A 12,507-nucleotide genomic window follows, 5' to 3' on the forward strand; every position below is an offset into this window, starting at 1 on the left:
CCAAGAAGCTTGGTTCGCCCCGTGCCTCAGGGCTTCTTCATCACCTGTCCGTTGACCGTAACTGTCCGATCTTCATCCATCGTGACGTCCCAGCGTAGGCGACCGTCCGGATCGGTTTTTGCAAACCCCTTGGCGGCGAGCAGGCTGAAGGAGACATTGTTCAGCCGAGGCTCCGTCTTGGCGGCCTCCTGAATGGCTGTAACAGTCTTGTCGAAATCGCGCGCCAGGATCGTTGCCTGCAACGAATAGTCGGAATGGGCCTTGGTCGAGGCCTTCACCGCGCCGGAAACCTCGACGTCGTAGACACTGGAGGTAGCGCTTATCTTCGGAAATTCGAGCGTACCGTATCCGCTCGGGAACATCGTGCGCTTCAGCGCTTCACCGGAAACCGGCGTCGCCCGCGTGGCGACCGCCCCTAGAGCCGTGTCGATGAGGCCGGCGAAGTTGATGTTGGGCACACCGAGCTGAACGTCCAATGTCTCGGGCAGGAAAGGCGAATAAGCCGCCGGGATGAGGTCCGCATCAGGCGTGAAATGCTCTGCCCGCAGCTCGAAATTGACATTGGACGCCTTTGTCAGGCCATCCATCTTGAAATTATAGTCGACACGCTTGACGCCGACCTTGCCCTTATCCGTCGCCACCAGGACATTGTTCAACGTCACAGTCTTGTTGAACGAACCGAAAACCGGCAGGGCGCGGCGCACCAGCTGCTCGAACTTCTCGCTGCCGCTTTCCGAGAGCTGCTTCGCCTTGACGTGTTGAACGAAGAAGCGAATGAGTGCACGCAGCTCCTTCACTGGCAAGCTGGTCGCGGTAACGTTCGTATTGACGCTCTCGACACTGATATTGACGGGTGAACCATGCGGCCGCCCCGTGAACTGTTCGCTGAATCGCTGCAGCGTGCCCTGCAATTGCAGATCGACCTTGCCTGCCTCGGTGCTGTCGGTCACCGTATGCGCGAAAGAGGCGCTATCGATGGTGGCGTCGATCTTGCGCCCGCTCCTTGGCCCGCTGCCGACACTGGAGAATTTCACGCCGCTGCTCTTGATGCCCATCGACCGCATCATCTCGATCGTAGGATCGAAAATGCCGTCGAAAGAGGTGGAGGCAACGGAATAAGCTATGTCGGACACCGGCGAATGCAGGGAAATATCGAGGCTGTTATCGCCCTTCAAATGCCATTTGCCCTGATCGACCGGCTGCGCGAACAAAGAAAGCGGCTTGAAACCCGTGACGGAAAACGCGCTGGAATTGATTTTGTCGAAGAACTTTGCAAGGTCATAGGTAATCTCATACTGATCACCCGCTGGTTTCACCGAGACGAAATCGCTTCGGGCAAGATCGTTTGAAAGAGAATGCGTCAGTATGTTGCGAAGGTCCTTGGCGCCTTGCTCGTTGATGTCGGCCGCCTGTGATGCGCCGGCAAGACCCATGGAAATAACCGCAGCGGCGATAGCCCTGGAGCGCATGCCCGACCTCTCCTTTTGACCCTGATCGATTGAGTTCGACTGTTGAAGGGGCCGAGGGTATATGTCAAGTCGTTGATAGAAATGGCGTCGCAGCCTCGTGCGCAAGAGTTGCAATGTCATCACAGACCTTCGCATTCCGGAGGTGCTTGCGCCTTCGGCCACTTTGTATTATACGCCACGCGTCCGCGTAGACACCCTTGGAGGCAACGCGGATGAGGCAGGGCATGCCCTCCTCCAGTTCAACCGATACGGCGATGACCGACCGGATGAACTCTCCAAATAACCTCGAAAGGAATAGCCATGAGCCACGAAAGCTACGAGCTCAAGGCCGAGGCGCGCGAACGGGTTGGTAAGGGGTCCGCCCGTGAACTTCGCCGCAACGGTTTGATTCCCGCTGTCATCTATGGTGACAAGCAGGCCCCCATTTCTATCGCTCTCAACACCAATGAGGTGACGAAGCGCATCCACGCCGGCGGTTTTCTCACGACGATCGCAACGATCGACGTCGGCGGCAAGAAGATCAAGGTTCTGCCGAAGGACTACCAGCTCGATCCGGTCCGTGACTTCACGGTTCATGTCGATTTCCTGCGCGTTTCCGGCAACACCGAAGTCACCGTTGAAATCCCGGTTCACTTCGTCAACCACGAAAAGTCCCCGGGCCTCAAGGCTGGCGGCGTTCTCAACATCGTTCGTCACGAAGTTGAAGTGCATTGCCCGGCCGACGCGATCCCGGAATTCTTCACCGTTGACCTCAGCGGCCTGAAGAGCGGCGACAGCATCCACATCTCGAATGTGACGCTGCCGAAGAAGGTCACCCCGGTGATCAGCGACCGCGACTTCACGATCGCAACGATCGTTGCCCCGGCAGCCGGTCTTGCTGAAGAGGAAGAAGGCGGCGAGGAAACCACCGCCTGATTTTGGCGTCTTCATTGCCAAGCATCCAGACCCGCCTCCCTTATGGGGATGGCGGGTTTTTCATATTCAATCACTAATATTAGAACAAGTAAAAATAAAGATTTCTTGAATCTATACTTTGATTGATATTCTTTAACCCCGGAATTTCAACAACATTTAACACATTCATGGAACCTTACGCGAAAGAGTTGTAGGGAACGGTATCCCAAGATTCGCCGGCCTATGACTGGGGAGCTATCGGGACTATGAGCCATTCGGTCGAAAACAGGTTTTTCGCGATCGTCTGCGGAGCGCTGCTGATTTTCGTAGCGCCGCTCTTTATTCTATTTCTTTTCCTGTCGTCAGAGCGCGCCGAAAAGGAAATCAAGGATCATATAACCGTACTGCTCGTTGCCAATGCCCAGGCCCTGGCCAAACCTCTGTGGGATCTCGACGAAGACAGCGTCACCCAGATCAGTGCGACGACGGTCGCCGAAGGCGCCATCGTCAGGGTCAATGTCCGCGACCTCTCTGGCCAGCTCGACGTAACGCAATCGACAATCCCTAAATCCTACAAGGGCAATCTGGAGTCGGTTTCCCGTTCGATCGTCTATAACGGCGTCGATGGCGCAAAGAAGCTTGGCACCATCACGGTCTACTATCCCCAGCTTGGGCTCTTCGATGGTTTGAAGAACGAGGAGATCGTCTTCATCTCCATCTTCATCTTCGCCGTGCTGACGGTCTTCGGCGCGGCGCTGATCGGCAACCGCATCTTCGTCATCCAGCCATTGATGCGGTTGACGCACGCCGTCGAGGCGACGCGGCGGCTCGGCTCGCGCCATCATGTCGATTGGCAATCGAATGACGAAATGGGACGGCTCGCCAGCAGTTTCAACGACATGCAGAGCAAGCTTCAGCGCGAGGAAACCGAGCTGAAGCACGCTCATCGCCGCGCCACCGACACTTATAATCTGACGCCCGCCATGCTCTTCTCCCTCGACAAGGACGATTGCATCGCCGCCGTCAGCGATTACTGGCTCGCTGCGACAGGCTATAATCGTGCCGAGGTGTTGGGGCGGGAATTCGCCAGTCTGGTACTGCCAGATTCGCGCTCGCAATATGTCGACCGCAAACGCAGCCATCCCGATAGCGCCGCCCGCCTTGCCGTCACGGTAAAATTCCTTTGCCAGGACGGGCGCAAAATGGACGTCTTGATCCTCGAGACGACGGCAGTCCAGGACGGCCTCTCGCTGTCCGTCATGACCGACGTCACCGAACTCAAGCAATCCGAAGACCGGAACTTGCGCCAGGCGATCACCGACCATCTGACTGGCCTCTTGAACCGTCAAGGATTCGAGACCGCACTCGACGCCAAGATCAATGAGGCGGACCTGCGCCATCGCGAGCTTGCCTGCCTCTTCATCGACCTCGACCGGTTCAAGTGGATCAACGACAATATGGGCCATGCCGCCGGCGATGCGGCACTGCGCGAACTCGTATCGCGCCTGCAGGCCCGACTGACGCCCGGCGATGTCGCAGCTCGCCTCGGCGGCGACGAATTTGCGATCCTGCTGCTGGCGGAAGATGCGGAAGCAAGAGCCATGGACATGGCCGCTCGCATCGCCGAAGTCTTCGACGCGCCATTCTGTGGCGACGCCCGCCTCAGCGCCAGCATCGGCATCGCCATCTATCCGCGCCAAGCCGCCAACGCGGCCGAACTGCTGCTGAAATCCGATATCGCCATGTATGCCAAGAAGCGCGACGGCAAGAACGGCGCGCAGATCTTCGACAACGGCATGCTCGATGACTCCCGCCGCCGCGCTGAATTGGAGAGCTACATCGAAAGCGGTCTCAGCGAAGACTGGTTCGAAGCCTATCTGCAACCGGTCGTCAATATCGATGATCGCTCCATTGTCGGCTTCGAGGCGCTGATGCGATTGCATCATCCGCAGAAGGGCATCCTGCCTCCGGGCCGCATCATCGAGGTTGCGGAAGAAACAGGCTCCATCATACGCATAGGCAATCGCATCATGGAAAAAGCGATCGCCCATTTCGCACGGCTGTCGCGGCTCGACGGCATGCAGGACAGCTACATCGCGATCAATTTCTCACCCTTGCAGTTCGAGCCGGATCTGCCCGTGCGCATCGCAGCCTTGCTTTCGCGCTACGATATTTCCCCGCGACGCATCGTCATCGAAATCACAGAGGCCGTGCTCATGGACGACAATCCGGAAACACGCATGGTCATCAACGAGATCTGCCACTACGGCTGCCGCATCGCGCTCGACGATTTCGGCACGGGTTATTCCTCGCTGAGCTATATCAATCGGTTCCCCGTCGACATCATCAAGATCGATCAATCCTTCATCCGCGCCATCAACGATACCGCTTCGGACGTCAGCGCCAGGAGCCGCATGCTTGTGGAAAGCATTACGACGCTCTCGCACAAGATGAGCTGCACGGTCATTGCCGAGGGTGTGGAAACCGAAGAGGAATGCGCGACCCTGCGCACCATGGGCATCGATTATGGGCAAGGCTATCTCTTCCATCGACCGCAACATCCGGACAATCTGATGAAAACGCTGTCCGGCCCGCAATTCGACCAGCTCTCCCCCGTAGCGCAGGCGTCATAGCGATGAGGAACCGCATGCGAAAACTGCTGCTAACGGTCGCCATCAGCCTGTCTTCGCTATCCGTCCTTTCTCCTGCTCGTGCTGAAACCATCCATTTCACGACCGAAGAATATCCGCCCTTCAATTATCGCGACGGCAAGACCCCCATTGGAGCAACCGTCGAACAGGTACAGAAGGTCATGACCGACATCGGCGTCGATTACACGATCGATATCATGCCCTGGGCCCGGGCCTACAACCAGGCGCTGACGGAGCCTCTGACCTGCGTATTCGCCACGGCGCACAACGACGAGCGCGACAAGCTCTTCAAATGGGTGCAGCCGTTGCTGATCGATCGCAACATCCTGATCAAGCACAGCGGCTCGACGGTTACAGCCGCCACGATCGACGAAGCCAAGACGTACCTCGTGGGCACCTGGCGCCAGGACTATACGGAGAGTGTACTGCGCCGGAACAATTTTCCGCGTATCGATGTGGGCAGCGACTTCAGGGCGACGCTGAAGAAACTGATGAGCGACCGCGTCGACCTGATGCCGATCTCGGAATTCTATTTCGATAAGCTGAAGAAGGACGGCAATGCCGTGGAGAAGGTGACGATCCTCTCCCAGCAACCCATGGGTATCGCCTGCCAGAAGGATTTCCCCGACGATCTCCAGAGCAGAATGCAAACCGCGCTCGATGCGCTGATCGCCGACGGCACGCAGACGCGGATTTTCCTGAAGTACGGCCTGCGCCTCGGCGAGTGACCGCATCCCGCCTTGACTTTGCCGTCAATTCCCTGTCGTGAAGGGCATCTGCATTTTCCAAGGGGTGAAGCGCATGCTTCTCATCGCGGGCCTCGGCAATCCCGGCGCCAAATATCAGGGCAACCGCCACAACATCGGCTTCATGGCCGTGGACGCGATCCATCGCCGCCACAGCTTTTCGCCGTGGTCGAAGAAATTCAAGGCGGAGATTGCCGAAGGCGAGCTCGGCGGCCAGAAAGTGCTGCTCATCAAGCCGCAGACCTTCATGAACCTGTCAGGCGAATCCGTCGGCGAGGCCATGCGCTTTTATAAGCTCGAGCCGTCCGACCTGGTGGTGATCTACGATGAACTCGACCTGCCGGCCGGCAAGGCACGCCTGAAGACCGGCGGCGGCCATGGCGGCCACAACGGCATCAAGTCGATCGATGCCCATTCCGGCCGCGAATATCGGCGCCTCCGTCTCGGCATTGGTCATCCCGGCGCAAAGGAACTCGTGCACAATCACGTTCTCGGCGATTTCGCCAAGGTGGACCGGGACTGGCTGGAACCTTTGTTCGATACGCTTGCCGACAATGCCGACATGCTGGTGCGCGGCGAGGATTCGCAGCTGATGAACAAGATCGCGCTCGCCCTGGGCGGCAAGGCCGAGGAAGAGGCGCCAAAGCCGGAAAAGAAAGTCACGGCCAAATCGCATATCCATCAAGCACGCAACCACAACCAGCCGAGGATACCGGAAACCGGCCCGATGGCGGAGATGCTGAAAAGGATGTTCGGCAAGAAGGGCGATTGAAATGCCGGAAGCAGCAGCCGAAAACGCCGACAATATCGTCATCCGGCCGGCAGCAGCCAGGGATCTCAGAACCCTGCTGGCACTCTATCGGCACCTCAACTCCGATCCGGAGCTGGAACTTCATCTGGTGGAGAGCCGCTTCGCCGAAATCCTGACCCATCCCGGCATGACGATCTTCGCGGCCTTCGCCGGCGACGAAGCAATTTCCTCAGTGACACTGGTGATAATTCCAAACCTGACACGCGGCGCCTCCTCCTATGCCTTGATCGAGAATGTCGTAACCCATGCCGATTATCGCCAACACGGCCTTGCCGGAGCGCTCATTGAAAGGGCCATAGGGGCAGCCTGGGAAAAGAACTGCTACAAGATCATGCTGCTGACCGGCTCAAAAGACCCGGCGACACTGCGTTTCTACGCCAATTGTGGTTTCGCGCAGGACAAGACCGGCTTCCAGATCCGCCGCCCCGTTGCAGTCTGACGCTCCGAGGGAGCCTTATTCTTCCGGCTCGGTGGTGAACATCAGCGGGAAATCGGCACTTTTTGCCAGATCGATCGCCTCCTGGGCTTTCGTCTCGGCGATATCCCGCGCGCAAACCATCACCACGCAGCTGCCGAGCTTATGCGCCGTCATCATGACGCGATAGCCGGCCTCCTCGCTCATGCGGAAGACGGCCTTCAGCACCATGATGACGAACTCGCGCGGCGTGTAGTCGTCATTGACGAGAATGATCTTGTAAAGCTTCGGCCTCTCGACCTTCAGCTTGGTTTTGGTCTTTGGTTTAAGGACAACATCATTGTCACTCATCGGCATCACCGTTGACGACAGAGAAAAAGGCTTTGAGCTAATAGCGCCATTATAGTGCAGCGCACCACGCCATTCAAGGCGGACGGTGTCTCGGAGACAATGTGGCGCCGCAGCTTTTGAAGGCTTCAACCCGTCTTGCGGCAGAAAATCGGCTCGCTTTCCCCACAAGACTTGACCCGCAACGGCCCTTCCCCCATACGCACTGCAAAGATTTTCTAGATATGGACAAGGTGCCATGGGTTTCAAATGCGGTATCGTCGGGCTGCCGAATGTCGGCAAGTCCACTCTGTTCAACGCGCTGACCAAGACGGCGGCGGCGCAGGCGGCGAATTATCCCTTCTGCACGATCGAGCCGAACACCGGTGAAGTCGCGGTTCCCGATCCGCGCATGCGCAAGCTTGCCGACATCGCCAAGTCGAAGGAGCTGATCCCGACGCGCATCTCCTTCGTCGATATCGCCGGTCTCGTGCGCGGCGCCTCGAAGGGCGAAGGCCTCGGCAACCAGTTCCTCGCCAACATCCGCGAAGTCGATGCCATCGTGCATGTGTTGCGCTGCTTCGAGGATAGCGACATCACCCATGTCGAAGGCCGCATCAATCCGGTCGCCGACGCCGAGACGATCGAGACCGAGCTGATGCTCTCCGATCTCGAGAGCCTGGAGCGCCGCACAGAACAGATGCGAAAGCGCGCCACCAGCAAGGACAAGGATTCCATGGCGATGCTGCCGATCATGGAAGCCTCGCTCAGCCTGCTGAACGAAGGCAAGCCGGTCCGCACGCTGCTATCGAAGCTCGACGCGGAGGAGCTCCGCATCCTCAAGAGCCTGAACCTTCTGACCTCGCATCCGGTGCTCTATGTTTGCAACGTCGCCGAGGCGGATGCCGTGACCGGCAACGAGCACACCGCTGCAGTCGAAGCCATGGCGAAGGAACAGAATTCCGAGGTGGTGATCATCTCCGCCGCTATCGAAGCGGAAGTAGCCCAGCTGCCTGAAGAGGAAGCGACGGAATTCCTCTCCGCTCTCGGCCTCGATGAAGCCGGCCTCGACCGGCTGATCCGCGCCGGCTACAAGCTGTTGCACCTCATTACCTATTTCACAGTCGGCCCGAAGGAAACGCGCGCCTGGACGATCGAGCGCGGCACAAAGGCCCCGCAGGCCGCCGGCGTCATCCATTCGGACTTCGAACGCGGCTTCATCCGCGCCAGCACCATCGCCTATGACGACTACGTCGCCTACAACGGCGAAGTCGGCGCCAAGGAAGCAGGCAAGATGCGCTCCGAAGGCAAGGAATATGTCGTCCAGGACGGCGATGTCCTCAACTTCCTCTTTAACGCCTAAAGAATGAAGGATTGCCGGCGCTTACCTGAGCGCCGGCAATCTTTCTTGTATAGATGCCGGCAGCAGCCGGACCGTGGCGCGGCGCAGATGCGGCCAGCCGACGCCGATCACCAGTACGATGAGCCCGACGATCATCAGCACGATGAAGCTCACCTTGTCGAGCCCGGCATTGTTCTGCCGCAAAATAGTGCCGATCGCCACGCCGAGCGAAAGCAAACCAGCTGTGACGAAAGCACGCCTGTCGATGATCAGGCCGATCAGCATCATGATCGCCACGATGACGACGATGGTCGCCGCCTGCGCGTAACCACCAGTGTCAATGTTGGTGAAAATGTCGCCGTCCTTGCCGAACTCAAGCATGAATGCCAGCAGGTTCGCCGTGTACAGCAACGCAGGCGCGGTCGCGAGATGCAGCCAGAAGGCAACGTCAGAGCGGCGTGTTACGCGCTGGGGATCGCGGAGATCGAAATACATCGCAACCGCGAATGTCCCGAGTGCCGCCGCAAACATGATGCAAATCGACAGCAGCGGGTAGGCAAGCACCACGTTCGGCGCGCCCGTCACCAGCCCCATGATGTAGAAGACTGCCGCCAGCAACAGCGCAAACAGCGAAAAGAGCAGCATTGCCAGCGACAACGGCACGCGGTAGCGCCAATAAAACAAGGCAAAGAGCGGCGGCAATGGAAGCGTCATCACCATCCAGTCCACCATGATAGATCGGCCATCGTCGGCCGGACCGAGATAGACCACCGAGACGGTGATTATCCATTGCGCCAGCGCGATGGTCAGCGCAACTGCCGGAAGCGCCAGCCGCTGGCGGCGCACCAGGATTTCGGCAAGGATGATAATCGCCGGCAGCGGCCCGAGGAAGCTCGTAAGCCCCCATAGCCCGGCAAGCAGCACGATGATGCCGATGGTAATCAGGACATCATGAAAGCCTCGAATGAAGCGCGGCGCTTCACTGTCCTCCAGCGGGTTCATCAGATCATTGTCGCGCGGCTGCGAAAGACCGTTCCGAACGGTGGGGGCGCCGATATTGCGCTCGGCCAGATAGGGCAAAAGCCGCATGGCTTGGTCCGGGGAAATTATCCCCTCGCCGGCGGCGCCTTCCAGCGCGGTCTTGAGATCGCTCATGTCTGTCCTTACTGCGTGACGATGTTATGCAGCCTCATCACATCGCCGGCACACAATCAAGGGCTGCGGGGCACCGGCATGCGTTCACAGCACTCTGTTATCCGCTGCTATTACGAAAATACTTGCGCGCTTCCTGCCCGGCATGCGATTGCGCACGGACGGAATGAGGAGGCTCGTGACGAATATGGCGAAACTGGCATATGAGGATTTTCAGCCGGGGCAGGAATTTCCGCTCGGCCCAAAACATGTGACGGCGGTGGAAATTATCGAATTCGCCAGGGAATTCGACCCGCAACCGATGCACCTGGATGAGGAAGCGGGCCGCACCAGCATCCTTGGCGGCCTTGCAGCCTCAGGCTGGCATACCGCGGCGATGTTCATGCGCATGATGTGCGACTCCTATCTTCTCGAAGCCGATGCGCAAGGTGCCCCGGGCATCGACTTCATGGATTGGAAGAAGCCGGTTCTGGCTGATGATACCCTGTCCGGCCGGTCCATCGTGCTGGAAGCACGTCCCATGCGCTCGCGCCCCGGCATCGGCATCGTCAAATTCCGCCACGAGGTCGAGAACCAGCGCCGCGAGCTCGTCTGCCTCGGCGAAAACTCGACGATGATCCGTATGCGCGCAGGCGCGGAGGTGTCGGCATGAAGATGAGCGAGCTCTATACCATCGGTGAACGGGTCGAGATCGGCACCCATACCTTCACGCCCGAAAGCATTGTCCGCTTCGCATCGCGCTTCGATCCGCAGATCTTCCACATGGATGCCGAAGCGGCCAAAGGGACGCTGTTCGGCGGCCTTTGCGCCTCCGGCTGGCACAGTTGCTCGATGTGGATGCGCACCTTCGTCGATTTCTGGAAGGGCGAGACCATCAGGCTGATTGCGGAGGGGAACACTCCCCCCAAACTCGGGCCCTCGCCCGGCTTCAAGACGCTGCAATGGCTGCGCCCGGTCTTTGCCGGCGACACCATCACCTATGGCGTCACCCTGCTCGCCAGCCGCCCTTTGGCCTCGCGCCCCGGCTGGACGCTCTACACACTCGCCTGTGACGGCTCGAACCAGCATGGCATGCCGGCCTTGCGCTTCGAAAGCACCGTGCTGGCATTTGAATAGGAATAGCGGGGCTGCCGGCAATTCTGCCCGGCGGGCCCAACAAGCCCGGCTCAGTGACCGGCGAATTCCACCAGCGTATGAACGGGCACATCAAGCGCTTCGAGCTTCTTGCGGCCGCCGAGATCCGGCAGGTCGATGACGAAGCAGGCAGCGACGACTTCGGCGCCGATCTGGCGCAGCAACTGCGTGGCGCCGACAGCCGTGCCGCCGGTCGCGATCAGGTCGTCGACAAGGATCACTCTCTCGCCGGGATTGACGGCGTCCCGGTGCATCTCCATCTCGTCGACGCCATATTCCAGGCTGTAGGCGATGCGGACGATATCGTGCGGCAGCTTGCCCTTCTTGCGGATCGGCACGAAGCCGGCCGACAACTGATGCGCTACCGCTCCCCCAAGGATAAAGCCGCGCGCTTCCATTCCAGCGATCTTGTCGATCTTCGTGCCGGCATAGGGCTGCACGAGCGCATCGACCGCGCGGCGAAACGCCTTGGCATCGCCGAGCATCGTCGTGATGTCGCGAAAGATGATGCCGGGCTTGGGATAATCCGGAATGGAGCGGATGCTGGCAGCAAGCTCCGAAGCGATAGTGTTCATGAAATATGTACTCTCAGGCTGTGATAGGGCCGGCCGCACCCTAGCAATACCCAGGCGTTATACCAATAAAAAAGGCGGCCCGGACAGGCCGCCTTTTCGTTGATTCACCGCAATACTCAGTGAGCGCCGGCCTTGGCATAGACGGACCGTTTGGTGAGATAGATCAACACCGAGAAGATCAGCAGGAACACGATGACCATGAAGCCGAGGTGCTTGCGATCCTCCAGATGCGGTTCGGATGTCCACATCAGGAAGGCAGCGACGTCGCGCGCATACTGGTCCACCGTCTGCGGCGAGCCGTCGTCATAGGTCACCTGCCCGTCCGAAAGTGGCTTCGGCATCGCAAAGGTCGCGGCCGCATCGAAATACGGATTGTAGTGCGAGTTCTGCGGTACCTTGAAACCGGCCGGCGCATCTTCATAGCCGGTCAGCAGCGAGTAGATGTAGTCCGGGCCGCCTTCCTGATACTGCGTGAAGATATCGAAAATGAACTGCGGGAAGCCGCGTTCGATTTCGCGCGCCTTGGCAAGCAGCGACATGTCAGGCGGAACGGCCCCGTTGTTGGAGGCAGCAGCAGCCTCGTCGTTCGGGAACGGCGAGTTGAAATGATCTGATGGAACCGCCTTGCGGGTAAACATCTCACCCTGAGGGTTCGGCCCGTCCTGCACTTCGTAGTTGGCAGCGAAGGTTTTCACCTGCGCCTCAGAATAACCGAGGTCTCCCAGCGTGCGGTAGGCCACCAGCTTCATCGAGTGGCAGGCGGAACAGACTTCCGTGTAGACCTTGAGGCCACGTTGCAGCTGCGCCTTGTCGTAATAGCCGAACGGGCCGGAGAAGGACCAATGCTGTTCGCGCGGCTCCTTCAGCGGATAATGCGGCGTCTCGCTTTCTGCGGCAGGCTTCGTTTCCGCGGCAAAGGCAGCAACGCTCGCCGGACCGCCCATGAGCGTGAGCGACAGAAGGCCGACAATAAGTTTTTTCATCGTTTTCT

General features: G+C 59.0%; 13 protein-coding genes. 8 read left to right on the forward strand and 5 right to left on the reverse strand.

Going from position 1 to position 12,507, the window contains the following annotated elements; all coding sequences use genetic code 11:
- Window positions 1-26 precede the first annotated feature (26 nt).
- The gene (locus GA0061101_RS28675; protein WP_092576284.1) at window positions 27-1,469 is read right to left on the reverse strand and encodes a hypothetical protein; all 1,443 of its coding nucleotides are present in this window, start codon (window positions 1,467-1,469) and stop codon (window positions 27-29) included.
- A gap of 300 nt (window positions 1,470-1,769) precedes the next feature.
- Between GA0061101_RS28675 and GA0061101_RS28680 the strand changes: the two genes are divergently transcribed.
- From GA0061101_RS28680 to GA0061101_RS28700, 5 genes are all read left to right on the forward strand, one after another.
- The gene (locus tag GA0061101_RS28680) at window positions 1,770-2,384 is read left to right on the forward strand and encodes a 50S ribosomal protein L25/general stress protein Ctc (RefSeq protein ID WP_037194699.1); all 615 of its coding nucleotides are present in this window, start codon (window positions 1,770-1,772) and stop codon (window positions 2,382-2,384) included.
- Window positions 2,385-2,629: 245 nt separating this feature from the next.
- Window positions 2,630-4,996, forward strand: coding sequence for an EAL domain-containing protein (locus GA0061101_RS28685; protein ID WP_047638648.1), 2,367 nt, complete (start codon window positions 2,630-2,632; stop codon window positions 4,994-4,996).
- Between the two features lie 14 nt (window positions 4,997-5,010).
- Complete coding sequence (locus GA0061101_RS28690; protein ID WP_092576287.1) at window positions 5,011-5,742, forward strand: substrate-binding periplasmic protein; 732 nt, start codon at window positions 5,011-5,013, stop codon at window positions 5,740-5,742.
- 73 nt (window positions 5,743-5,815) lie between these two features.
- Window positions 5,816-6,532: an aminoacyl-tRNA hydrolase gene (gene pth / locus GA0061101_RS28695; protein WP_037194706.1), complete on the forward strand. Its 717-nt coding sequence runs from the start codon at window positions 5,816-5,818 to the stop codon at window positions 6,530-6,532.
- Window position 6,533: 1 nt separating this feature from the next.
- The gene (locus tag GA0061101_RS28700; protein WP_092576290.1) at window positions 6,534-7,010 is read left to right on the forward strand and encodes a GNAT family N-acetyltransferase; all 477 of its coding nucleotides are present in this window, start codon (window positions 6,534-6,536) and stop codon (window positions 7,008-7,010) included.
- A 15-nt stretch (window positions 7,011-7,025) separates the two neighbouring features.
- Here GA0061101_RS28700 and clpS read toward each other — a convergent pair whose 3' ends face one another.
- Complete coding sequence (gene clpS / locus GA0061101_RS28705) at window positions 7,026-7,337, reverse strand: ATP-dependent Clp protease adapter ClpS (RefSeq protein ID WP_037194710.1); 312 nt, start codon at window positions 7,335-7,337, stop codon at window positions 7,026-7,028.
- Between the two features lie 235 nt (window positions 7,338-7,572).
- Here clpS and ychF point away from each other — a divergent pair, with 235 nt between their 5' ends.
- Complete coding sequence (ychF, locus tag GA0061101_RS28710; RefSeq protein ID WP_037194712.1) at window positions 7,573-8,676, forward strand: redox-regulated ATPase YchF; 1,104 nt, start codon at window positions 7,573-7,575, stop codon at window positions 8,674-8,676.
- 21 nt (window positions 8,677-8,697) lie between these two features.
- On the opposite strand, the gene GA0061101_RS28715 is transcribed toward ychF, so the two are convergent.
- Entirely contained in the window at window positions 8,698-9,810 is a 1,113-nt protein-coding gene (locus tag GA0061101_RS28715; protein WP_092576293.1) for a hypothetical protein, read from the reverse strand.
- Between the two features lie 184 nt (window positions 9,811-9,994).
- On the opposite strand from GA0061101_RS28715, the gene GA0061101_RS28720 reads away from it, so the two are divergent.
- Complete coding sequence (locus GA0061101_RS28720) at window positions 9,995-10,459, forward strand: MaoC family dehydratase (RefSeq protein ID WP_092576336.1); 465 nt, start codon at window positions 9,995-9,997, stop codon at window positions 10,457-10,459.
- Entirely contained in the window at window positions 10,456-10,923 is a 468-nt protein-coding gene (locus GA0061101_RS28725; RefSeq protein ID WP_092576296.1) for a MaoC family dehydratase, read from the forward strand. The genes GA0061101_RS28720 and GA0061101_RS28725 overlap by 4 nt, the downstream gene beginning before the upstream one ends.
- Before the next feature lie 50 nt (window positions 10,924-10,973).
- Here the strand turns inward: GA0061101_RS28725 and GA0061101_RS28730 are convergent, their stop codons facing one another.
- Window positions 10,974-11,516, reverse strand: coding sequence for an adenine phosphoribosyltransferase (locus GA0061101_RS28730; RefSeq protein WP_037194719.1), 543 nt, complete (start codon window positions 11,514-11,516; stop codon window positions 10,974-10,976).
- Between the two features lie 116 nt (window positions 11,517-11,632).
- The gene (locus tag GA0061101_RS28735) at window positions 11,633-12,499 is read right to left on the reverse strand and encodes a cytochrome c1 (protein WP_037194722.1); all 867 of its coding nucleotides are present in this window, start codon (window positions 12,497-12,499) and stop codon (window positions 11,633-11,635) included.
- Between the last annotated feature and the right edge of the window lie 8 nt (window positions 12,500-12,507).

This window comes from Martinezella lusitana (assembly GCF_900094565.1).
GTDB lineage: Bacteria > Pseudomonadota > Alphaproteobacteria > Rhizobiales > Rhizobiaceae > Rhizobium > Rhizobium lusitanum.